Source organism: Parabacteroides sp. PF5-9 (assembly GCF_029893105.1).
Classification (GTDB): Bacteria; Bacteroidota; Bacteroidia; order Bacteroidales; family Tannerellaceae; genus JARXWG01.
Genome location: NZ_JARXWG010000002.1, coordinates 13,380 through 38,161, shown reverse-complemented (window position 1 = coordinate 38,161; position 24,782 = coordinate 13,380). Strand labels below are relative to the sequence as shown.

The window sequence follows — 24,782 nt, the reverse complement described above, 5'->3', positions numbered from 1 at the left end:
TATGGACAGATCAGACATCCTCCATCAAATTCAGAAAAATGCCGAGATTCTTTCTGCGGTAGACAAGGCAGAGTATACCCATATTCCGCTTCATCAGAAGCCTTCTCCTTCTGTTCACTCACTGCAGGAAATCATGCATTTGTTACGTAAGATTATATTTCCCGGGTTTTTCGGAACAGAACAAGAGTCGCAGGTCAGTTCTATTCGTTACTATATGGGGGTTAACCTGGAAAATCTCTATGATCTTCTATACGAGCAGATTTATAACGGGTTATGCTTTGAAAGAGAAATACAATGTCCTGATTCTAAAGGTAAGGCATCGGAGATTGCCCTTACCTTTATCAATGAAATTCCACGGATCAAAGCCTTATTATCTACCGATGTAAAGGCGATACTGGACGGTGATCCTGCGGCAACCAGTCCAAGTGAAGTCATTTTTTCATATCCAGGTCTGTTAGCCATCTTTCATCAACGGGTCGCTCACGAATTACTTTTATTGGATGTACCTATCATTCCTCGTATTATAACAGAAATGGCTCATGCAAATACAGGGATCGACATTCACCCAGGGGCTCAGATCGGTGAATATTTTGCCATAGACCATGGAACAGGCATCGTGATCGGAGAAACGACAATTATTGGAAACCATGTAAAAATTTATCAGGGAGTGACTTTAGGAGCAAAAAGTTTCACCTACGACGACCAGGGATTACCCGTAAATAATTTACGTCATCCAATTATTGAAGATCATGTGATTATTTATTCAAACACATCTATTTTAGGACGTATCACAATAGGAGAAGGATCTGTTATCGGAGGTAATATATGGCTTACACAGAGTGTCGCGCCACACTCGAAAGTCCTTCAATCGCAAGTTCAAAAAGGTAAATAATTTCAGGTATTCTTTTTATAATATGCATAACGTTGAAGTACCTCAAAGACATATTTATAAGTTTCTGATCCCCGCAAATATCCATGTTTGCAAACCGGATCGTTATAATATTCAGGGTCATTCTTTAAACGCACAAATTCGGCGACATTCTCGTCCCATTTTTTAGGATCTTTTCCATACTTTTCAGCCAGACGCTGTGCATCATAAATATGACCGATACCTGCATTGTATGAGGCCAAAGTGAATTTCATTTTCTCCAGCGGATCTTCTATCTCAGAAAAACCGTTTCGAAACCGGCGCAAACAGGCAATACCGGTCAAAATACCTGTTTCAGGATCGTTCAATTGGGACGGATCGACATCGAATGCCCTGGCTGTATTGGGCATAACCCCCATTAACCCTTGTGCGCCAGCCCATGAAACCACTGAGGGATTAAAGTGTGACTCCTGATACGAAATGGAAGCAATCAGTTGCCAATCCCACTCTAATGTCGGTGCATGCGTTTTAAATAAATCATCATAAGGAGAGATTCTCCCGTCTATCACTTCAGGAATGGTCGATTCAAACGGCTGTTTACTCAGTTCAAAGTACCGTTTGGTGATCGCCCTGATACGCTGCTGGCTTGTATTTCCTGACGCCCATTCATCAATCGCTTTTGCCAATTCGGGACTGCTCTTGCGGACGACCCAGGATGAACGTTGCATAAAACTAATCGGCAAATTGACATTTATATTCTGAAAATACGTTTTATTTAACCGGGCTGTTTTATCATCACTCACAGTATAGGCAATTCCACCTCTGGAGACAGATTCGATCAAATCCTCCGAAGTGATCGTATCCTTTTCGACATCCGTAATTTGTATGCCGCCACCCAATTCTTCATTCAGGCTCTTTAAACGTTCTGCATAACGCGTATGGCTCTTTACATGTACTTCTTTGCCAATCAAATCCGTGACATCTTTTAAAATCTTGTCTCCACGATTGGCCCGTTGAATAAGCACCTGGGTTGAATGTGTCTCCTCTCCACAGAATAATACACGTTGTTTTCTCTCATTGGTTATCTGAAGGGGATAGGCCACCACATCCGCTTCACCCGATTCCAGCATTTCAATCAGGCGGCCACTATTTTCCGCCACCTTGATCTCCAGTTTCAATCCCTGAGAACGTGCAAAGTCACTGATCAGATCATATTCATACCCCATCGGCTCCATTCTGTACTGGAAATAAGATGTTGAACTATATAGAGTTACAACCTTTATCCGACCTTCTTCCTTTAACTGAGGAAGATCTTTCGAAGCATTATTTTCATTACTCTTTTTCTTATTGTTATAACATCCTGTGTTAATTACAAATAAGAATATGAAAAGAAAAAATGTCGTTAATCGCAGCTTATATTTTTTCTTCCGAAACATCTAACTGTTTATCGTTTTTCAAGCAACACCACATTTTCTACATGATGCGTATGCGGAAACATATCGACAGGTTGCACTTTGGCTACAACATATTTTGCATCCAATAAGCTCAAATCCCGTGCCTGAGTAGCCGGATTACAACTGACATAGACAATCCGATCCGGTTCGGCAAACAAGATAGTCTGAATCACATCGTCATGCATACCGGCGCGGGGCGGATCTGTTATTATCACATCCGGACGACCATGTTCGTTGATGAACGATTCGGTCAATATATCTTTCATATCGCCGGCATAAAACAGGGCGTTTTCAATCCCATTCAGCGAAGCATTCACCTTGGCATCCGCAATAGCTTCAGGTACGTATTCGATACCGATCACCAGCTTGGCCTGTTTGGAAACAAAATTAGCGATCGTCCCTGTTCCGGTATATAGGTCGTACACGACTTCATTTCCAGTTAATCCCGCAAAATCGCGTGTTATCTTATAGAGGTTATACGCTTGTTCGCTATTTGTCTGATAAAAAGATTTAGGTCCGATTTTAAACGATAAACCCTCCATCTGTTCGAAAATATGATCTTTCCCTTGAAAAACAATCACATCCTGATCGGTAATCGTATCATTTAATTTACGGTTGATCACATATTGCAAAGAAGTGATCTCCGGAAACATAGAGGCGATATGAGACAGAAGTGCTTCCTGCTTTTCTTTCTCTTCATAGGCAAATACCACCACCACCATCAAATCACCCGTAGATGCTGTTCGGATCATTAACGTCCGGACAAATCCTTCATGATTACGCAAATCATAAAAAGGGTATCCTTCATGAGACAAGCAATACGCCTGGATAACCAGTCTGATCCGGTTCGATACATCATCCTGCAACCAGCATTTCCGGATATCCAATACTTTATCAAACATTCCCGGAATATGAAAACCCAATGCATTTTCCCGGTCAAGCGTTTCGCCTGATTTTATCTGCTCTTCGGTGACCCATTTTTTATTTGAGAACGTAAACTCCAGTTTATTACGGTAGAAGGTGGTTCGTTCCGATCCCATAATCGGCAGAATTTCTCCCAGTTCGACCTTTCCGATACGTGTCAGACTATCAATAACTTGTTTATGTTTATATTTGATCTGTTCTTCATAAGGCAGGTGTTGCCATTTGCATCCGCCACAAACACCGAAATGCTCGCAGACTGGCGTTGTCCGTTGAGCCGAATATTCATGGAAATGAATCGCTTTTCCCTCTATATAACTGTTTTTTTTACGGGTCACTTGTATATCCACCACATCGCCTGGAGCAACAAAAGGAACAAAAACAACCTGCTCATTCACTCTTGCTATCGCTTTCCCTTCAGCCGCCACATCAGTTATCGTTACCTTCTCCAACAGCGGTAACACCTTCTTTTTTCTTGCCAATTCAGTAGTCTTTAATTATTTGTGGGGCAAAGGTAGATATTTTAATGCATATATTCAGGTTCAGGAAAAGTAAAAGGAGTAATCACAATACCCGGTTATTTTTTTCACTTTCTCTTATACGCTTTTTTTACTCCATCTGATAGAAAAAGCAACAAGATCGCAGTTCTATTTTTGTTACACCTACATCTGTTTTCTGTTAGAGGTACGTCTAAACAAATTTAGAGGTACCTCTAAATCGATTTAGAGGTAGGTGTAAAACATTTTAGAGGTACCTCTAACAAAAAAGTGTCGCAAAAGGTACAAAAAAACCAATCCGTTGTTTGGGATTTTTGTTTTCGACTACTTAAAAACCGGATAAAAAAGAGGAAAAGAGCGAACCTTATTGTCGATTTCAGGGCAACTAAAAAACAATCGAAATATGGTTCTAAAACACAAAATTTATTACGTCAAGTCTTGAAAATTAGTTATACTTTTACAACCGATTTGTGCATATTTTTTGACACAATAATTATCTAATATCACGAAAATAGTATCATGGAAAAGAAAAGAGTTTACACCTTTGGTAATGGAAAAGCTGAAGGTAAAGCAGAGTTGAAAAACCTGCTGGGAGGTAAAGGTGCAAATCTTGCAGAGATGAATCTGATTGGTGTACCTGTTCCTCCGGGATTTACGATTACAACAGATGTATGTGCCGAATACTATGATCTCGGGAGAGATCAGGTAGTTGAATTATTAAAAGCTGATGTAGAAAAAGCTATTGCCGGTGTAGAAGTATTGATGAACTCGAAATTTGGAGATATTGAAAATCCGTTACTTGTTTCGGTTCGTTCGGGTGCAAGAGCATCTATGCCCGGTATGATGGATACCATTCTTAACCTTGGATTAAATGACGATGTTGTTGAAGGGTTGACCCGTAAAACAGGAAATGCTCGTTTTGCATGGGATTCATACCGCCGTTTCGTTCAGATGTATGGTGATGTCGTATTGGGAATGAAACCAACCAATAAAGAAGATATTGATCCTTTTGAAGAAATTATAGAAGAAGTAAAAGAAGCCAAAGGAGTTAAGCTGGATAACGAATTAAGTGTTGACGACTTAAAATCATTGGTCAGCAAATTTAAAGCTGCTGTAAAAAAGCAGACCGGAAAAGATTTCCCGACAAATGCATATGAACAACTTTGGGGAGCGATCTGTGCCGTATTCGATTCATGGATGAACGACCGTGCCATTCTGTATCGTAAAATGGAAGGAATTCCGGCAGAGTGGGGGACAGCGGTGAATGTTCAGGCCATGGTCTTTGGTAATATGGGAGAAACTTCTGCTACAGGCGTATGTTTTTCTCGCGATGCCGGAAATGGAGATGATATATTCAACGGAGAATATTTGATCAATGCACAAGGTGAAGACGTGGTTGCCGGTATTCGTACCCCACAACAAATCACAAAAGCAGGTTCTCAGTTATGGGCACAAATGGCCAATATCTCTGAAGAGGAAAGAGCCTCTAAATACCCGTCAATGGAAGAGGCAATGCCTGTAATTTATAAAGAGTTGGATGACCTTCAAACCAAACTGGAAAACCATTACCGCGATATGCAGGATATGGAGTTCACCGTTCAGGAAGGTAAATTGTGGTTCTTGCAAACACGTAACGGAAAACGTACCGGTGCGGCGATGGTTAAAATCGCCATGGACTTACTTCGCCAAGGTATGATTGACGAGAAAACAGCTCTTCTGCGGATTGAACCCAATAAGCTGGATGAATTGCTTCACCCCGTATTTGATAAAAATGCGCTGAAAAAGGCTAAAGTCCTTGCTAAAGGATTGCCGGCATCTCCCGGAGCGGCTACAGGACAGATCGTATTCCATGCAGAGGATGCTGCCGAATGGTATAAAGGTGGAAAGAAAATCGTATTGGTACGTATAGAAACCTCTCCGGAAGACCTGGCTGGTATGGCGGTAGCCGAAGGGATTCTTACGGCTCGTGGAGGTATGACTTCACACGCTGCCGTAGTGGCACGCGGTATGGGTAAATGTTGTGTCTCGGGTGCCGGTTCATTGAACATCGACTACAAAAAGAAAACAATGGAAGTCGATGGAAAGGTATTCAAAGAGGGAGATTTTATCTCTATCAATGGTACTACCGGAGAACTCTATGAAGGCAAAATAGATACACAGGAAGCCGAAGTAACAGGCGATTTCAACGCATTGATGGAGTTGGCCGATAAATATAAAAAGATGGATGTTCGCACCAATGCCGATACACCTCATGATGCAAGTGTTGCCCGCAAATTCGGTGCTTGCGGTATCGGACTCTGCCGTACAGAACATATGTTCTTTGAAGGCGAAAAAATTGTAGCTATGCGTGAAATGATCCTGGCTGACTCAACAGAAGATCGCCGCAAAGCATTGGAAAGATTACTTCCGTTCCAACAAGCAGACTTCAAAGGTATATTTAAAGCGATGCACGACTGCCCGGTTACTGTTCGTTTACTGGATCCACCTTTGCATGAGTTTGTTCCCCATGATGAAAAAGGACAAAAAGAGATGGCTGATGCAATGGGATTACCTGTTGAAACGATCCGTCAACGTGTAGAGGCATTATGCGAAGCCAATCCGATGTTGGGACACCGTGGATGTCGTTTGGGCAATACGTATCCGGAAATTACAGAAATGCAAACAAGAGCTATTTTGGGTGCTGCACTGGAACTAAAGAAAGAAGGTATTACGGCTATTCCTGAAATTATGGTACCGTTGACCGGTATTCTTTACGAATTCCTGGAACAGGAAAAGATTATCCGCAACACAGCCAAACAATTGTTTGCCGAAAAGGGTGATGAAATCAACTTTAAAGTAGGCACAATGATCGAAATCCCACGTGCAGCATTAACAGCCGACCGTATCGCTTCTTCTGCCGAATTCTTCTCTTTCGGAACAAATGATTTGACACAGATGACTTTTGGTTATTCACGTGATGATATCGCCTCTTTCCTTCCGATCTACTTAGAGAAGAAAATATTGAAGTTTGACCCATTCCAGGTATTGGATCAGAATGGAGTAGGACAGTTGGTACGTATGGCCACCGAAAAAGGACGTGCGGTACGTCCGGAATTGAAATGTGGTATTTGTGGAGAGCATGGCGGAGAACCGTCTTCGGTGAAGTTCTGCCATAAAGTTGGACTGAATTATGTCTCTTGTTCGCCTTTCCGTGTACCTATTGCACGGGTTGCTGCTGCACAAGCTGTAATCGAAGAACTATAATCACTTGATGATAAAAGAAAAAGAAGGTATCCCAAAAGCGGATACCTTTTTTGTTTTCATAGACTTACCGTAGATTGAACGAAAATAAAAGAATATGTTACTCTTTGATTGGATTAATCCTTAAATTTGCCGCCGTAACAATAAAAAAAACAAGAGTTATGTCAGTTGCAAAAAGGGATTTGGAAAACAGGAAGGTGACTACTCATCGCCTGATCGAAATGAAACGTCGTGGTGAAAAAATATCGATGCTGACGGCCTATGATTACTCCATGGCACGAATTATTGACGAAGCAGGTATGGATGTGATTCTGGTAGGAGACTCCGCCTCTAACGTGATGGCCGGAAATGTAACCACATTACCCATCACTTTGGATCAGATGATTTATCATGGTAAATCTGTGATGAAAGCTGTTAAGCGAGCTTTAGTGGCTGTTGATTTGCCTTTTGGCTCTTATCAGGGAAATTCTAAAGAGGCAGTCGCTTCAGCCATACGGGTCATGAAAGAGACACATGCCGATTGTCTGAAACTTGAAGGAGGAGAGGAGATCAGAGATTCAATTGTGCGTATCCTTTCGGCTGGGATTCCGGTCATGGGACATTTGGGATTGACGCCACAATCCATTAATAAGTTCGGAACATATACTGTCCGAGCCAAAGAAGAAGCTGAAGCTGAAAAACTCTTATCCGATGCGCATATGCTTGAAGAGATCGGTTGTTTTGGAGTGGTCTTGGAAAAGATTCCGGCCGCATTAGCAGCACAGGTTGCATCCGAACTGACTATTCCCGTTATTGGAATAGGAGCAGGGGGCGGTGTTGATGGCCAGGTTTTGGTGATGCATGATATGCTGGGATTGACACAAGGGTTTTCCCCACGGTTCCTTCGCCGTTATGCCGATTTGGAAAACATCATCACAGGAGCTGTTCAAGCCTATATTGAAGATGTGAAAACACTCGATTTCCCCAACGAGAAAGAACAGTATTGATAACCTATAAAAAAGGTGGTCAGAGAGTAATTCCGACCACCTTTTTTCGTTGGGTAAATCCCCTTTATTTATAAACCCCTTCGCGCGACATTAATTTCTTCATATTTGCAATACCCAATGCGACAATTGCCGTGACAGTAGATGTATGCTCCTGGTATTCGGGAATGTTTTTGGTATAAAGGTCACGTTCTGTGTGCCATATTTCTCCGTAGTTGAAATCGTACCCCTTGAAATCTGCCGTTTCAAAATAGATCGTCGGTACTCCTTCCACAGCAAAGACCGTTCCGTCATGACTACCCGGTTGAGCCGGTTTGGTACGCGGTTCCTTTTGTAAGATTACTTCAAACGGATAATCCGGTCTGATCTGTTTGATCGGTTCACAGAACTTTTTGAAATCCTCATATACTGCCGGAGGAACCGTAATACTAACCGGAGGAACCGGTCCGCCATCCCGGTTGAAGACATTCGCTATTTTGGTCAAACGATCCGGATGTCTCTTGACAAAAGCTTTAGCACCAAGCAACCCGAACTCTTCCGCCGCAAAAGCAATGAAAAGGATTGTCCTTTTAGGTTTGGCACCCGATTTTGCAAGTATACGGGCAACTTCCATCATTGGAGCAATACCTGTTCCGCAATCGACACCGCCTGTTGCCACGTCGAAAGCATCCAGGTGACCACTGATTATCACATATTCATCCGGAAATTCAGTTCCTTTTATGGAGGCAATGATATTATGATATTTAACCGGACCTATTTTAAAATGATTTCGTATATCAAACTCTAACTGAAATTCACGGCGTTCTTTCACCATCTGTTCGATGATGGCAAACTGATGCTCATCCAGTTTGATATCCGGAAGTTCAGGCAACTCATCAAAGGTCATCCCTTCATTCAACATCTTCCTGTCGTATAACGCACGAATAGGAACAGTTGACGACTGAATAAAACCTAAAGCGCCGGCTTCGCACATTTCATGATAGAAAAGCGCCGGAAACTCACGATAAGGCTGTAACTCATTATTTTCTCCCTGTTGCATATTGCGGCGGGATAAATCACGATTCTTTAAAGTGATTTCAGCATTTTCCGCTTTAATGACTGCGCGCGTTGAATCACCACTTACCGAACGATCGATCGGCCATCCGGTATTTTTCCCAGAGATCAATACCCACGCCCCATTTAATTTTCCTTTGATGCGGTTAAACTCCTCCTGGGTCCGTGGTTCAATTAATACATGTCCACGTTGTAATCCTTTTGTTCCGGAGGTGTAAGAAGGGGTTGCAAAATGCAGGTTCATGCCGTTGTCGCTCAACATTCGTCCGAACCATGGCCCGCGATTAAAACCTACCGGCACACTACCGGCTTCTTCGATCTCCACATCGAGTCCCCAGCTTTTATACTCCCGAACCATCCATTCCGCTGCATTCTCATAGGCATCCGAACCTACCAGACGACCGCCGAACCGATTCGTTAGGATATCCAGATGACGCATGGTTTGATTATCGGTCTGACCGATTTCAATGATTTTTTTTACAGTGGCATCTTGAGCTAAAAGTGCTGGTATACACATGCAGACTGTTACTGCATAGATAAGTAGTATTCTTTTCATATAAGCATTATTATTAGATACAGATGAACAAAGATATCATTTATATTCGAAATGTATTATTTTTGTGTTTGTAAACAAGTAAACAACAAGATGATCTTTTACTTTACCGGAACAGGTAATTCGTTGTATGTAGCCCAAGCATTAGGTGATGCTTTTAATGAGACTTTATCTTCTATAACCGAAGAACTAAGTAAAAACACTTTTGAATTAAGCTACGTACTGCAAGAGAACGAAAAGGTTTTTTTCGTTTATCCCGTACACTCTTGGGGACCTTCTGTCTTTGTTATGCGGTTTATTTCCAGACTCAGATTCGAAAATTATGATAAACAAGCGGTTTATTCGGTCTGTACCTGTGGCGATGAATGTGGATACACCACAGATATACTTAAAAAAAGCTTGAATCGATCGGGGATATCCCTATCGGGAAGTTATTCGGTAGAAATGCCGAATAATTATGTATTGTTGCCCGGATTTGATGTTGATTCCAAAGAAATAGAAAAACAAAAATTGGAAAAATCAGCTTCCCGTATAAAAGAGATTATCCAAGAGATAACAAACAATTCTTCAGGAAATTTATACCAAACAGGCAGTCTGCCTTTTCTGAAGAGCCGCATTATCTATCCGTTATTCAGTCGTTATGCGATTGGTCGTAACTCATTTTATGCCACAGAAGCGTGTATCGCATGTGGCTTATGCGAACGCGTCTGTCCCACCCAAACAATCACTTTATCAGAAACGGGTAAACCGTTGTGGGGCAATACCTGCGTGCAATGTGTCGCCTGTATTCACCGTTGTCCGGTTCGAGCGATCGAATATGGAAAAGGCACCATAAAAAAAGGACGATATCATCATCCGATATTCAAACATTCAAACAAATAACAGCAGATTATGAAACAGCTATCTTTAATCGTATTGACCATTTTTGCATTTATAAGCTGCCAGCCGTCTCCCAAAGGATATACTATTCATGGAGAAATAGCCGGAGTCAACGAAGGTTTAGTCTATTTAAAAACATTTCGTAACAAGATGTTTTTTAACGTAGACTCAACAGAAATAAAAGAGGGTAAATTTACCTTTTCCGGCGAAGTGGATCAACCGCTTCTGTTTGGTCTGGCCACAGAAACGATGCGTTATCCCAATCAATTCTTTATCGAAAATAGACCGATGCAGATCAAGATGAATGAAGACGGTAGTCAGTTTACCGTATTGAATTCTCCTGCTAATGACATTTTTCTGGGTAATGAAGCCCATATACAAGAAGATGGATTCAATATTGACAGCTTAGTCTCCAAATATCCGGATTCACCGGTAGCCGCCTTCTATTTATACCGTTATTTCACTTACCGGCTGACATTGGATCAATTGAAAGCAACCCGTACTAAACTCGTTCCTGCTCTTGCCAACAGCCCGTATGTTGTAGATCTGGATGGGATTATCAAACAATTGGAAAATGTAGAAATCGGTAAGATCGCACCCGAATTTTCATTACCCGACACAGCCGGAGTAGCTGTATCCTTGTCTGATTTCCGTGGGAAATATGTCTTAATTGACTTCTGGGCAGCTTGGTGTCCTCCTTGCCGCCGGGAAAATCCAAATGTGGTAAACACATTTCAGGCATATAAAGATAAAGGGTTTACTGTACTGGGTATTTCTCTGGATTATAATAAACAGAGTTGGTTGAAAGCAATCAGCGACGATCAACTGACCTGGACACATCTGTCCGACCTGAAATATTGGGATTCCGAAATACCGGCACTTTACGGCGTGCGTGGTATCCCTGCGAATATCTTGATTGATCCCAACGGAGTGATTCAGGCAAAAAACATCACAGGCGAAGAACTGCCCAATACATTAAAAGAATTGATCAAATGAAGGGAGTCGTGAGAATTCTGTTTATTTGTCTAATGATTAACAACTGTATCTCAGTCGTAGCTACTGAAGAAAAAGACTTTGAAACAGCAGTACGTGAGTCTGTCTCGCGGCAACTTCAGCTTTATCCCCAATCTACGTTAAAAGACTTATATAAGAATTTTTTTCAGGATGTATTCGGACCTGGACATATTATCAGTGATACCACTTCTGCCGGAAATTATCTGAGACGTGAGTTAGCGTCCTACAATGAAATATCCGGAGATCTCACTGAACCACTTGGCTGGCAACATCATTTTTTACGGGTAAACCTATCCGTGCTTAAAACCGGACAAATCTCATATCCGGTTTTCTTTGATGCTTTTGTCAGAAGTGTAAATGGCATTCAACCAATCACTGTTCCGGAGTGGGAGAGGCAATGGTATCAGATCGAAGCGATCATACATTCTATGAACCTGTCATTGCCTGATTATGAAAGAGATAAGCAGGAGATTCATGAACGATTAAAGAGAGGTGAATATGTCGGACATCACAGTTTGTTGTTTGAAGAAAACTATTCACCACATTACCGGATTATTAGTCGCGAAATCTTTGAGAAGGAGTTATTGCCACTCTTAAAATAAGGTGAATAATAACGAACAATCTTTAGTTGGGGTAATGTTTGAATATTTCAAAATTAGCAAGTGGACATTCTCAGCTCCTTGCCTGGACAGGCGAGGGGGACCGCTGCCCCGCAGCGGTGGAGTGGTTGAGAGTACTGCAAGTGTTTTAGTAATAAACATTTAACTTTAAAACACAACCTCTCCACCCCCGCAAGCGGCGGTTCCCCTCTCCTGGCCAGGAGAGGAGCCCAGATAGCATTGGTCACTATATTTTACATCTTCACATATCCTTCGATTTGAAGTCTATCATTCTCTTAATGTTAAAACATAAAAAAAAGCAGACTTATGATAAGTCTGCTTTTTCTTTTATCCTATTTAGAGCGATTTATTTCGCTGCATAAAAAGCACTTTGAACAGCCTGACGGAATGCAAGTACACCTGCCTGGCTTAGTTCTACGTTCATTTCACCACCATCAGGTAAATACATAACCACTTTGTCATCATCTTCAAAACGAAGCAATTTACTGCTTTCACCATCAGCTTCTACACTCCAACTTTTGTCGGATTTATCAAAAACAAGGTCGATACTTTTTTCTTCACCATTTTTCTGAATATGATATCCGTCTGTTTTTGTTTCTACAGTATATATACCATTTTCAGTATTAATTGTTTGCGTACTACCAGCATCTGCAACCGGGTTATCACCTGTCCAGAATTCAATTGAGTTCAACACCAAAACATCGGCTAACATGGCAATTTCATAAACCGGAACGATCCAGAAAGCAAGAAAAACCAACTCATTCACAAATTTACCGTCAATGTTTTTGTTCCACGATAAAAGTTTGTTGGATAAGTTAAATGAACCGATACAAGAAGAGAACAGAACACTGCAAGCTACAGTTGCTGATAGTAACAAAGTAAAACTTCTTTTTTTCATGATTTTAATTATTTAGTTACATTAATCGGTACGAAGATAAAAACTTTTATTTAAAATTTAGTGAACGACAGCAATGAGTTCAATTATCCTGAAATTTGTACTTTTGCATGAACAATTATGCCTAAAATAAAACCGACATTCGAAATTAAGAGTTATGGCCTCTATACCCAATGGGATAGAGCCTCAAAGGCTTTGCCTAAAATTATCAGACATACCCTGGATATACCGGCAGAAATAGGGGTAGAGTTTGGTTTTATTCTTTCTGTAAAAGGAGGTAAAGGCGAATCACTCGATTTTCGCATCGATCATCCTCCTTTTCCGGACGAAAAAGGGGAAATCACTCCTCCTTTTGAAGGCGTTTATTTTGTGAACAGCAATGATTTTCTCTTTTTCCTCGGTGACACAGTCTGGGAACCCATTGAAAATAAACGCGGAGAGTGGATACTTTCCGTTTTGTATAAAGGGAAAGAGGTAGCCCGTAAAAGCTTTCACATCTCCTGATCTTTTCTTTTAGAACTCTTCCCCGTTTTTTAATGAACCACTAACTGTTTTTTCCTAAAAAATTAATCGTCTACCAATTGGTAGACGATAGTGACACAGTTGGTAGACGAAAGTGATCCAACTGGTAGACGATCGGGCTCCAATTGGTAGACGATTAACTTACGAAGCCAAAAAGAGAAGGTATAAGCTTCAATAAACGAATGAATTTGAATAAAACAGATAAGAGTCACGGGCAGTAAAAAAACGAATTTTACGAATCCTCCTACATTTCTTATCTTTGTGCCCATAAATAGATAAGAAAATGATTTCGGTTGAAGGATTAACAGTTGAATTTGGAGGTTTTACTCTGTTTGATGATGTCTCATTTGTGTTGAATAAAAAAGACCGGGTGGCTTTAGTGGGTAAAAATGGGGCAGGTAAGTCGACTATGCTTAAAATTTTTGCCGGCTTGCAACTACCTACTTCCGGAAATATCAGTATCCCCAAAGATATTACCATCGGGTATCTTCCCCAGCAAATGAGCCTTGTCAATAGTCGAACGGTCTATGAAGAGGCTGAAATGGCTTTCGAACATATTCATCAGATGGAGAAAGAGATGAATCAGTTGAATGAAGAACTTGCTCAGCGGACAGACTATGAATCGGAAGCTTACCAGAAAATCATCGACCGGGTCACTCATCTGTCTGAGCAGTTTCAGATGATGGGAGGGAATAATTACCAGGCGGAACTGGAACGAACACTGCTTGGACTGGGATTCAAACGGGATGATTTTAGACGTCCTACTTCCGAATTCAGCGGAGGGTGGCGGATGCGTATCGAGTTAGCCAAACTGTTATTACGTCAACCGGATGTTCTTTTACTGGATGAGCCGACCAATCATCTGGATATCGAATCTATTCAGTGGTTGGAGAACTTTATCGCTACCCGGGCAAATGCCGTCATATTGGTTTCACACGACCGGGCATTTATTGATAATACGACTTTCCGGACGATTGAGATCGAACTGGGTAAGATCTATGATTATAAGGTCAAATATTCCGATTATGTGGTTTTACGGCAGGAGCGACGCGAACAACAATTAAGAGCCTATGAAAACCAGCAAAAGAAATTAGCAGATACCGAAGCGTTTATTGAACGTTTCCGGTATAAGGCGACTAAAGCTGTACAGGTGCAATCGCGCATCAAACAGCTGGATAAAGTTGAACGGATTGAAATTGATGATGTCGACAACGCTAAGTTAAGTCTGAAATTCCCGCCGGCCCCGCGATCCGGTTCCTATCCGGTTATTGCCGAAAATGTAGGAAAAAAGTATGATAATCATATCGTATTTGATCAGGTGACCCTCACAATTAACCGGGGAGATAAAGTCGCTTTCGTCGGAAAAAACGGTGAAGGGAAAACCACTTTGGTCAAATGTATTATGGATGAGATTGAATACACCGGGAAACTCCAGTTAGGCCACAACGTGAAAATCGGTTATTTCGCTCAAAACCAGGCGCAGTTGTTGGACGAAAATCTCACGGTATTCGATACCATCGATTATGTGGCTCAGGGAGATATCCGCACAAAGATACGAGACATTCTGGGTGCGTTTATGTTTGGAGGAGAGGCTTCGGATAAGAAAGTGAAAGTACTCTCCGGAGGCGAACGCAGCCGGTTAGCTATGATACGTTTATTATTGGAACCGGTTAATCTGCTTATTCTGGACGAACCGACCAACCATTTGGATATGCGTTCCAAAGATGTATTGAAAAATGCGTTGCGTGAATTTGACGGAACGGTTATCCTGGTATCGCACGACCGTGAATTTCTGGACGGGTTGGTCGATAAAGTCTATGAATTCGGTAATCAACGGGTGATTGAACATCTGGGAGGGATCTATGAGTTTCTGGAACGGAAAAAAATGGATAACCTGCGTGAATTAGAACGTAGTATTCCCAAGAATCCCTCTTTATCGAATGTGATAGAGGAAGAGACATTGGCTCAATCACAAAACAAGTTGTCGTATGAAGCCCGAAAAGAGCAAAACCGGGTCATAAAAAAAATAGAAAAAGCGATCGCCGATGTAGAAGAAAGAATAAATCAACTTGAACTGAATATCGCTTCTGTTGAAGTGCAACTGGCAACCCCCGAAGGGGCGGCCGATCCGTCACTATATGCCCAATATTCCGAATTAAAAGAGAAATTATCCGCCGTGATGGATCAGTGGACTGAACTGACAATGGAGTTGGATTGTTTTGTAAACAAAGAATCATAGATCAACAGAATTATGTATCTTTGCTACACTGATTTGAAATACTATAAAAAACGAAAGAAATGAAAACGAACCTTAGTTCACAAATTACGTTGACACGTATACCTGTGAGGTATTATCGTCCTGAAAATGCATTTGAACATTCTGTTTTAACACGACTTGAAAAAATTCCGACATCTATTTACGAATCGATTCATGAAGGCTCCAATGCGATTGCAGAGGGTATTGCCAAACAGATTCGGAAAAAGCAGGAAGCCGGACAAAAATTTGTGATGGCTCTGCCGGGAGGGCGTTCTCCGCTCGATGTGTATCAGGAACTTATCCGGATGCACAAAGAAGAAGCGCTCAGTTTTAGCAATGTGATTGTGTTTGTTGAGTATGAATTTTACCCACTGACCATCATTTCTTCCGGGAATTTAGCCCAACTGAAAAGTGAATTTTTAGATCATATCGATATCCATCCCGAAAATATATATGCCCCTGACGGATTTATGCCGAAAGATACGATTTTGGATTTCTGTATCCAATACGAAGAGATGATCGACAGAGTAGGAGGGATAGACGTTATGCTGATGGGAGTGGGAGAGACCAGTAATATCATGTTTAATGCGGCAGGGACTACCATTTCATCCCGTACACGTCTGGTTCTGCTGGAAGGTGCTGCACGCAAAGAGGCTTCACGCACTTTCCCTTCTGTCGACAGTGTTCCGGCTGGTGTTATTGCCATGGGTATCTCCACGATGATGAAAGCCCGCCAGGTGATTCTGATGGCTTGGGGGGAAAGTAAAGCGAATATTATTTATAAGACGGTTGAAGATAAAGTATCTGATCAAATCCCTTCCTCCTTCCTGCAGAATCACCCGAATGCCAGCGTCGTTATTGATTTGTCGGCCGGTTATGAACTGACACGTATCAGCCACCCCTGGTTGGTGACCAGTTGCGAATGGGATAATAAACTGATTCGAAGAGCTATCGTGTGGCTTTGTCAACTAACAGGTAAACCGATCTTGAAGTTGACCAACAAAGATTACAGCGAACATGGTCTGGGTGAGTTATTGGCTCTTTATGGCTCTGCTTATAATGTGAATATCAAAATATTCAACGATATACAACATACAATCACCGGATGGCCGGGAGGAAAGCCGAATGCAGACGACTCCAATCGTCCGGAACGTGCAACGCCTTATCCCAAAAAAGTGATTGTCTTCAGTCCGCATCCGGATGATGATGTGATCTCAATGGGAGGAACATTCCGCCGGTTATGCGATCAACATCATGATGTATATGTGGCCTATCAGACATCCGGGAATATTGCGGTAGGAGACGAAGAGGTGGTTCGCTATTGTGAATACCTTCGGGATGTTAGCGATAGATACAGTCCCAACGATAACAGTATAAAAAATAAAGCAGAAGAGATTATTCAATATCTGCGGTTTGATAAAATAGATGACGGTCAGCCCGAGCGTCAGGATGTACTGTTTATGAAAGGTACAATCCGTCGGGAAGAGGCACGGCACGGAGCAAGATATGCCGGTATCACAAAAGAAGATCATATTCGCTTCCTCGATTTGCCGTTTTATGAAACAGGCATGGTGCAAAAAAAGCCTTTGTCCAAAGCGGATATAGCTATTATCCTTGATCTGTTGAATGAAATAAAACCGGATCAGATGTTTGTGGCCGGCGACCTGGCTGACCCTCATGGCACACATAAAGTCTGCCTGGATGCTATCTTGGCTGCTATAGATATGATAAAAGACGAAGCGTGGATGAAAAACTGCCGGGTATGGATGTATCGCGGAGCATGGGCCGAATGGGAAATGGACCATATCGAAATGGCTGTGCCGATCAGTCCGGAAGAATTGCGCCTGAAACGAAATGCCATCCTTAAACATCAATCACAGATGGAAAGTGCTCCTTTCCTTGGTGACGATGAACGTTTATTCTGGCAACGCGCCGAAGACAGAAACAGGGCGACTGCCGAATTGTATAAAGAACTGGGATTAGCCTCTTATGAAGCCATAGAAGCTTTTGTCCAGTATATTCCGATCAGATAAACAGATAAATAACCCCAGGTATAAAAACCTGGGGTACAATCGTTAAACACAATTTCACATGCGAACCACATACATGCGCTCCAATAGGTCAGGTCGGATAGAAGCATTGGATATCTTTCGGGCTCTAACGATGTTCCTGATGCTTTTTGTCAATGATATCCCCGGATTGAAAAATATCCCTCACTGGTTACTGCATGCTACCGCCAATGAAGATATGCTCGGTTTTTCCGATACGATATTTCCCGGTTTTCTATTTGCGATGGGTATGGCTATCCCATTTGCCATTGAAAACAGATTGAAGAAAGGCGATACTTACCCACAGGTCGGAGCACATATACTTGCACGAACAATCGCATTATTGGTGATGGGAGTGTTTACGGTAAACAGGGATACAATCGATCCGTTGGCTACAGGGATGTCTATGCCTTACTTTTCGCTATTGATGGTATTGGGATTTTTTCTTGTCTGGAGTGTATACCCTTCGGTAAAAGGTTGGAAAAAATACTTGATTTTGGTTATGAAAATGATCGGAATAGCGATCCTGGTTTATCTGTTCTATATTTATAAAGGGAGAAACGGTATGTTGTTTTCACCGCAATGGTGGGGGATTTTGGGATTGATTGGTTGGACTTATCTGGTCTGTGCCGTTATTTATTTGTTTACACAGAAAAATCTCTTTTTGAATACACTTATGTTGATCGTTTTGATCGGATGCTCCATTCTCTCCGAAACAGGCACATTTGATCAATGGAAATTTACATCATATATACCCAGCGAAGCTACTCTCCATACCTTTGGTATGGCGGGTATATGGGCATCTTTATTGATGCAGCGATTTGCCGACAGGTATAATCCGAGACGTTTTTATCTGATTATGAGTTGTATCGGTATTGTTATGCTGGCGGCAGCAATCTATGCACATCAGTATTGGATTATATCCAAGATACAGGCAACCCCAACCTGGCTGTTCTATTGTTGTGCCCTGTTTTTTCCGCTTTTTGCATTCGTCTATCACCTGACAGATGTGAAAGGAAGAAGTCACTGGTTTAATCTTATCAAACCGGCGGGAACAGTCACATTAACCTGTTATATTATCCCTTATGCGTGGTATAGTGTTCAGGAATTATTGGATATACAATATCCCGACTGGCTTCAGTCCGGCATACCGGGACTAGCCAAGTCATTCGTTTTCTCATTACTGATCATTGGGATAGCCTGGATATTGATGAAAATGAGGATTCGTCTAAAAATATAATATCAGGCCGGAGGAAATAGACGATCGTCCTGTATCTTTTGCCGGATTAAATGATATCCTTCGATTAAATCCCGCATAATCTCATCAACCGACTCTATTTTGCGGAAAAGAGAGGAAACCTGTCCTATTTCCAGTTCTCCTTCCTCCAGATTTCCTTCAAAAATACCTTTTTTGGCACGACCGCGACCTAATAATTCCCGCAATTCCTCAGTAGAAGCGCCACGAGATTCGGCCTCTTCAATTAAAGTTGAAAACTTGCTATTTATCAATCGGGTAGGAGATAGTTTTTTTAATAATAATTTGGTGTCACCTTCATTCAAATTCAAAGCCAGTTGCTTGAAGTTAAGATGTGCCGAACTCTCTTCGGATAGAGCAAAGCGCGTTCCTATCTGTACACCGTCAGCACCTAACGCCATAGCAGCCATGATCGCTTCACCCGTACCAATACCTCCGGCAGCTAATAAAGGAAGAGTCGTTACACGACGCACTGCAGGAATCAGACACAAAGTTGTTGTTTCTTCTCTACCGTTATGCCCCCCCGCCTCAAAACCTTCAGCTACTATTGCATCGACACCGGCCTCTTCACATTTTGATGCGAATTTGGAACTACTAACTACGTGTGCAACAGATATACCGTTTGATTTTAAATAAGAAGTCCATGTCTTTGGATTTCCTGCTGATGTAAAGATGATCGGTACTTTTTCTTCGACGATAATCTGCATCAATTGATCTATATCCGGATACATTAATGGCACATTTACACCAAAAGGCTTGTTGGTAGCTGATTTACACTTTTGTATATGTTCTCTCAGGGTCTCAGGATGCATCGAACCTGCTCCCAGAAGTCCCAAACCTCCGGCATTACTTACTGCGGATGCCAGTCGCCAACCGCTACACCAAACCATTCCTCCTTGAATAATAGGGTATTTTATCTTGAAAAGAGTGCATATCCTGTTCATCTGTCAAATATTTAAAGTGATTCTACAAACAAATATAGTGAAAGCTGAATACAGAATCAAGCTTGCCCTGGAATTATGTCACGGCGTATTCTCCAAAGTAGATGTAAATAAAAATGTTCAAAGAAGTTATATCATTCCTTATCTGGTTTTCACTATATTTGCAACAAATCTAATTTTAATATTTACACAAGAATGAAACAAATGATTATGGTAGCTGGGCTAACCGTTCTGTTAAACGCCTGTGGTTCCTCGGGAACAAAGACTAATAACGATGATTCAGGAAATCCGTTTATGACGGAATACACGACTCCGTTTGGAGTTCCTCCTTTTGATCAAATCAAACTGGAACATTACAAACCTGCCTTTTTACAGGGGATGGAGGAAGAGAAAAAAGATATTGAAGCGATCTGTAATAATTCAGAAGAACCGACTTTTGAAAATACGATTGTTGCTTTAGATCAAAGTGGGCAATTGTTGACTAAAGCCAGAATCGTTTTCAGTGGGCAAAACAGTGCCGATACCAATAGTGAAATGGAAGCTTTAAGCCGTGAAATGTCACCGCTTTTCTCCAAACATAGTGATGATATTCGCTTGAACCCAGTGTTGTTTACACGGGTCAAAGCCGTCTATGATAAGAAAGAGCAACTTGCATTAGATAAAGAACAGACCAAATTACTGGAAGAAACATATAAAGGGTTTGTGCGTGGCGGAGCGAATTTACCAGCAGATAAGCAAGCTAAATTACGTGAATTGAATAGTGAACTGGCAATGCTTCAACTCACTTTTGGTCAGAATATGCTGAAAGAAACAAATGCTTTTCAACTGATTATTGACAAACAGGAAGATCTTTCCGGATTACCAGAGAACCTTATTGCTACAGCTTCGGAAGCGGCTAAAGCTGCTGGTTTGGAAGGGAAATGGTTGTTTACCTTACACAATCCAAGTGTAATGCCTTTCTTGCAATACTCGGATAAACGTGAGTTACGTGAAAAGATTTTCAATGGGTATATAAACCGGGGAAATAACGGTAATAGTGAAGATAATAAAGAAGTCGTTAAAAAACTGGTAACAAAACGTTTGGAAAAGGCACAGTTAATGGGGTATGACGATTATGCATCTTTTGTTTTAGAGGAACGTATGGCCAAAAATGCAAAGAATGTGTATAATCTCTTGGATGAACTGTGGACTCCGGCATTAGCTAAAGCAAAAGATGAATTAAAAGATATTCAGGCTGAAATTGCAAAAGAAGGTAACAACTTTGAAGCAGCCGGCTGGGATTGGCGTTATTATTTTGAAAAGGCTAAAAAAGCAAAATTTAATCTGGATGAAAATGAAGTCAGACCTTATTTGAAGTTAGACAATGTGCGTGATGGAGCATTCTTACTGGCAAACAAACTTTATGGTATTACATTTACTCCGATAAAGAATATACCATTGCCTCATGCGGATGCTGAAGCTTATGAATGTAAAGATAAAGACGGAACACACTTAGGTGTATTATATATGGACTTCTTCCCGCGTGCAAGTAAAAGAGGCGGTGCATGGTGTGGCGGTTATCGCAGTCAAACGTATGAAAACGGAAAACGTGTAGCACCGGTTGTCACTATCGTATGTAATTTTACCCAACCAGCACCAGGACAACCTGCATTATTAAGTGCGGATGAAGCCTCTACTTTATTCCATGAATTCGGACATGGTCTGCATAGTCTTTTCCGTGATGTACATTATTACGGTATTGGTGGAGTTCCGCGCGACTTCGTTGAATTACCTTCTCAGGTTATGGAGCATTGGGTATTTGAACCGGAATTGCTGAAAGTATATGCCAAACATTACCAAACCGGAGAAATTATTCCAAACGAACTCATCGAAAAATTGGATAAGAGCGGTAAATACGGACAGGGCTTCGCTACAACGGAATATCTGGCAGCTTCTTATCTGGATATGGATTATCATATACTAAAACAAATCCCTGATAATTTTGAGGTAATGACTTTTGAAAATAAAGTGTTGGGAGACCGTGGCCTATTGAAACAGATACCATCCCGCTATCGTACCCCTTATTTCAACCATACAATGGGAGGAGGGTATACAGCCGGATACTATAGTTATATCTGGTCTGAAGTATTAGATTCAGATGCTTATCAGGCCTTTGTTGAAACCGGAGATATTTTCAATCAGGAAGTAGCGGCAAAATTCCGTACTTATGTACTTACTCCTGGAGGTATAGATGATGCGATGATGATGTATGTAAACTTCAGAGGCAAAGAGCCGAATACTGAACCGTTGCTTAAAAACAGAGGTTTAAAATAAGTATTCTATCATATAAAAAATGGCTATCCTTTCCGAGTAGCCATTTTTTATATTTATTAGTCGGAAAAACTGATTCAACAATGTATCGCTTCTACCTCTTCCGTATGAATAGGAATTTTCTTGCCTAACAAACGCGCACCGGTTTCGGTAATCAAATAATCTTCTTCATTACGTATACCACTGAAATCTTTATATGTGGCAACTTTATCATAATTAATGAATTCTTCAAATTTGTGTTGCCCGTGCCATAGATCAATCAATTCCGGAATAAAATAGATACCCGGCTCAATGGTATGTACAAATCCCGGTTCCAATTTACGTCCCAAACGAAGTGATTTACGCCCGAACTGCGTACTCTTGGCACGTCCATCATACCCCACGTATACTTCGCCCAGATTCTCCATATCATGCACATCCAAACCCATCATATGTCCGAGTCCACAAGGATAAAATAAAGCATGGGCACCGGCTTTTACCGCTTCCATTGCATCTCCTTTTACAAAACCAAGATCTTTCAATCCTTCCATAACGACTTTTGCAGACAGGTCATACACATCCTCGAATAATACTCCCGGTTTAAGTGCGGCTACTGCTGCTTCATGCGAAGCAACAGCGATATCATAGATATCCTTCTGGCGGGTCGTGAATTTTGAATCGGCAGGGATTGTAGAGGACATATCACCCGCATAACCCATTTCTGTTTCAGCACCAGCGTCTAACAACAACATATCGCCGCTTTTTATCCTATTGCCATGATAGTGGTTATGCAATGTTTGTCCATTAATTGTTGCGATGATAGGAAATGAAAGTTGATAGTCGTGCGCATAAGCCACCTGAGCAACAGCAGCGGCCACCTCTGATTCACGGATACCCGGACGAACCATACGCATTGCCGTCAGATGCATATCTGCTGTTACCTGACAGGCTTTCTCTATCTCTGCAATTTCTTCATCACTCTTATAATTACGCTGATTTACCACCCCCATAATAAACGGGACGGATGGTTTTTCCGTTCCTGGATATATGCCTAACCAGTTCTGCAATTTGACCTGATGTTCGGCGCGGTATGTCGGCAGATAATGGATCGTTTGCTTTTTAGTTTGGGCAGCCTTCAGGTAATTTTCTATTTCTTTAAAGGGGAGCACCTCGGTAATACCGGCCAATTCACTTTTCTCTTTCAGCGTAGGTTGCGTACCCATCCACACAATCGCATCAATCGTCAACTCATCTCCAAAGATGATCTCCCGATTATTGTCGATATCTATAATAGCTGATAATCCGGCATAAGGAAGGCCGAAGAAATATAAAAAAGTAGAATCCTGACGAAAATGATAGGTATTATCGGCATAATTCATGCCTGATTCGTCATTTCCAAGGAACAATAATAAACCTGATCCCAGCGTTTGTTTAAGTTTCGCTCGTCGAGCGATATAAGTCTCTTTGGCAAACATATTCATTACGTTTTAGTGTTATGCAACCAAAGATAGCAATTAATCAGAAATAGACAATTCGCGCTGTCTACATTACGTTCAAAAAACAACATAATCATTTTTTATATGTATGTTTGTTTTCTAAATCAGATGAATATGAAATATATAGGAGCACATGTCAGTGCATCCGGGGGAGTCGAAAACGCCCCCGTGAATGCGTATGAAATCGGTGCAAAAGCGTTTGCTTTATTCACCAAAAACCAACGGCAATGGGTATCCAGTCCATTAACCGAAAAGAGTATTCAATTATTCAAAGCGCGTTGTGAGGAGTATGGATATACGCCTAAACAGATTCTTCCGCATGATGGATTCTTAATCAATCTGGGTCATCCGGATCAGGAAGGGTTGCAAAAGTCCCGGAATGCGTTTCTGGATGAAATAAGGCGATGCGAACAATTAGGATTAGACCGACTTAACTTTCATCCCGGCAGCCACCTCAATAAAATATCTGAAGAGGCCTGTCTTGACCGGATTGCCGAATCGATAAACTGGGTACTTGATCAGACAAAAGGTGTTTCGGCTGTTATAGAAAATATGGCAGGACAAGGAAGCAATATGGGATACCGGTTTGAACACCTGGCTTATATCATTGATAAAGTAGAAGATAAAAGTAGAGTAGGGGTCTGTCTTGATACAGCCCATACATTGGCGGCCGGTTATGAGATCCGAACAGCAAACGGTTACAAACAAACATTTGACGCGTTCGATAAAATTGTCGGGTTTAAGTATCTGATGGGGATGCATCTGAATGATTCTAAAAAAGAGGTTGCAACGCATGTAGACCGACACGATAGTATTGGCAAAGGAGTTATGGGTAACCTTTTGTTTCAAATGTTGATTGAAGACGACCGTTTCGATGAAATGCCATTAATATTGGAAACCCCGGATGAAGCGTTGTGGAAGCAGGAAATCAGTTATCTCTATAATTTATAAAAAGGAGGGACGGCTTTCACAAGCTGTCCCTCCCACATTTAACCAA

General features: G+C 41.5%; 18 protein-coding genes. 12 read left to right on the top strand and 6 right to left on the bottom strand.

The window, feature by feature from the left end; genetic code table 11:
* Position 1 precedes the first annotated feature (1 nt).
* Positions 2 to 892 carry a serine acetyltransferase gene (locus tag M2135_RS01530; RefSeq protein ID WP_280746807.1) on the top strand — a complete coding sequence of 297 codons (891 nt, stop codon included), beginning with the start codon at positions 2 to 4 and terminating at the stop codon, positions 890 to 892.
* A 2-nt stretch (positions 893 to 894) separates the two neighbouring features.
* Here the strand turns inward: M2135_RS01530 and M2135_RS01525 are convergent, their stop codons facing one another.
* Together M2135_RS01525 and rlmD are read right to left on the bottom strand one after the other, a co-directional pair.
* Positions 895 to 2,304 carry a transporter substrate-binding domain-containing protein gene (locus M2135_RS01525; protein WP_280746806.1) on the bottom strand — a complete coding sequence of 470 codons (1,410 nt, stop codon included), beginning with the start codon at positions 2,302 to 2,304 and terminating at the stop codon, positions 895 to 897.
* Positions 2,305 to 2,312: 8 nt separating this feature from the next.
* On the bottom strand, positions 2,313 to 3,725 hold the full coding sequence (gene rlmD / locus M2135_RS01520) for a 23S rRNA (uracil(1939)-C(5))-methyltransferase RlmD (protein WP_280746805.1): 1,413 nt from the start codon (positions 3,723 to 3,725) through the stop codon (positions 2,313 to 2,315).
* Positions 3,726 to 4,259: 534 nt separating this feature from the next.
* On the opposite strand from rlmD, the gene ppdK reads away from it, so the two are divergent.
* Complete coding sequence (gene ppdK, locus M2135_RS01515) at positions 4,260 to 6,983, top strand: pyruvate, phosphate dikinase (protein WP_280746803.1); 2,724 nt, start codon at positions 4,260 to 4,262, stop codon at positions 6,981 to 6,983.
* A 158-nt stretch (positions 6,984 to 7,141) separates the two neighbouring features.
* The gene (panB, locus tag M2135_RS01510; protein ID WP_280746802.1) at positions 7,142 to 7,966 is read left to right on the top strand and encodes a 3-methyl-2-oxobutanoate hydroxymethyltransferase; all 825 of its coding nucleotides are present in this window, start codon (positions 7,142 to 7,144) and stop codon (positions 7,964 to 7,966) included.
* 64 nt (positions 7,967 to 8,030) lie between these two features.
* Here the strand turns inward: panB and M2135_RS01505 are convergent, their stop codons facing one another.
* Complete coding sequence (locus tag M2135_RS01505; RefSeq protein ID WP_280746801.1) at positions 8,031 to 9,572, bottom strand: M20/M25/M40 family metallo-hydrolase; 1,542 nt, start codon at positions 9,570 to 9,572, stop codon at positions 8,031 to 8,033.
* 90 nt (positions 9,573 to 9,662) lie between these two features.
* Here M2135_RS01505 and M2135_RS01500 point away from each other — a divergent pair, with 90 nt between their 5' ends.
* The 3 genes from M2135_RS01500 to M2135_RS01490 are packed head-to-tail and all read left to right on the top strand — an operon-like array spanning position 9,663 to position 12,064.
* On the top strand, positions 9,663 to 10,451 hold the full coding sequence (locus tag M2135_RS01500; RefSeq protein ID WP_280746799.1) for an EFR1 family ferrodoxin: 789 nt from the start codon (positions 9,663 to 9,665) through the stop codon (positions 10,449 to 10,451).
* A gap of 9 nt (positions 10,452 to 10,460) precedes the next feature.
* The gene (locus M2135_RS01495) at positions 10,461 to 11,444 is read left to right on the top strand and encodes a TlpA disulfide reductase family protein (protein ID WP_280746798.1); all 984 of its coding nucleotides are present in this window, start codon (positions 10,461 to 10,463) and stop codon (positions 11,442 to 11,444) included.
* Positions 11,441 to 12,064, top strand: a complete 624-nt coding sequence (locus M2135_RS01490) for a hypothetical protein (protein ID WP_280746797.1) — start codon at positions 11,441 to 11,443, stop codon at positions 12,062 to 12,064. Before M2135_RS01495 ends, M2135_RS01490 begins: the two co-directional genes overlap by 4 nt.
* A 364-nt stretch (positions 12,065 to 12,428) precedes the next feature.
* On the opposite strand, the gene M2135_RS01485 is transcribed toward M2135_RS01490, so the two are convergent.
* Positions 12,429 to 12,980, bottom strand: a complete 552-nt coding sequence (locus tag M2135_RS01485; protein WP_280746796.1) for a DUF3332 domain-containing protein — start codon at positions 12,978 to 12,980, stop codon at positions 12,429 to 12,431.
* Positions 12,981 to 13,097: 117 nt separating this feature from the next.
* Between M2135_RS01485 and M2135_RS01480 the strand changes: the two genes are divergently transcribed.
* The 4 genes from M2135_RS01480 (at position 13,098) to M2135_RS01465 (ending at position 19,044) form a co-directional block, all read left to right on the top strand.
* The gene (locus tag M2135_RS01480) at positions 13,098 to 13,481 is read left to right on the top strand and encodes a DUF3859 domain-containing protein (protein WP_280746795.1); all 384 of its coding nucleotides are present in this window, start codon (positions 13,098 to 13,100) and stop codon (positions 13,479 to 13,481) included.
* A 301-nt stretch (positions 13,482 to 13,782) separates the two neighbouring features.
* Positions 13,783 to 15,738: an ABC-F family ATP-binding cassette domain-containing protein gene (locus M2135_RS01475; protein WP_280746794.1), complete on the top strand. Its 1,956-nt coding sequence runs from the start codon at positions 13,783 to 13,785 to the stop codon at positions 15,736 to 15,738.
* A gap of 59 nt (positions 15,739 to 15,797) precedes the next feature.
* On the top strand, positions 15,798 to 17,789 hold the full coding sequence (locus M2135_RS01470) for a glucosamine-6-phosphate deaminase (RefSeq protein ID WP_280746793.1): 1,992 nt from the start codon (positions 15,798 to 15,800) through the stop codon (positions 17,787 to 17,789).
* A gap of 73 nt (positions 17,790 to 17,862) precedes the next feature.
* The gene (locus M2135_RS01465; RefSeq protein WP_280746987.1) at positions 17,863 to 19,044 is read left to right on the top strand and encodes a DUF5009 domain-containing protein; all 1,182 of its coding nucleotides are present in this window, start codon (positions 17,863 to 17,865) and stop codon (positions 19,042 to 19,044) included.
* 2 nt (positions 19,045 to 19,046) lie between these two features.
* Here M2135_RS01465 and M2135_RS01460 read toward each other — a convergent pair whose 3' ends face one another.
* A complete protein-coding gene (locus M2135_RS01460; protein ID WP_280746792.1) occupies positions 19,047 to 20,003 on the bottom strand; it encodes a nitronate monooxygenase in 957 nt (318 codons plus the stop codon).
* A gap of 192 nt (positions 20,004 to 20,195) precedes the next feature.
* On the opposite strand from M2135_RS01460, the gene M2135_RS01455 reads away from it, so the two are divergent.
* Positions 20,196 to 22,313 (top strand): M3 family metallopeptidase, encoded by a 2,118-nt coding sequence (locus M2135_RS01455; protein WP_280746791.1) that lies wholly within the window; start codon positions 20,196 to 20,198, stop codon positions 22,311 to 22,313.
* A 74-nt stretch (positions 22,314 to 22,387) separates the two neighbouring features.
* On the opposite strand, the gene M2135_RS01450 is transcribed toward M2135_RS01455, so the two are convergent.
* Positions 22,388 to 23,764, bottom strand: coding sequence for an aminopeptidase P family protein (locus M2135_RS01450; protein ID WP_280746986.1), 1,377 nt, complete (start codon positions 23,762 to 23,764; stop codon positions 22,388 to 22,390).
* 135 nt (positions 23,765 to 23,899) lie between these two features.
* Between M2135_RS01450 and nfo the strand changes: the two genes are divergently transcribed.
* On the top strand, positions 23,900 to 24,736 hold the full coding sequence (gene nfo, locus M2135_RS01445) for a deoxyribonuclease IV (RefSeq protein ID WP_280746790.1): 837 nt from the start codon (positions 23,900 to 23,902) through the stop codon (positions 24,734 to 24,736).
* The last annotated feature ends 46 nt before the right edge of the window (positions 24,737 to 24,782 follow it).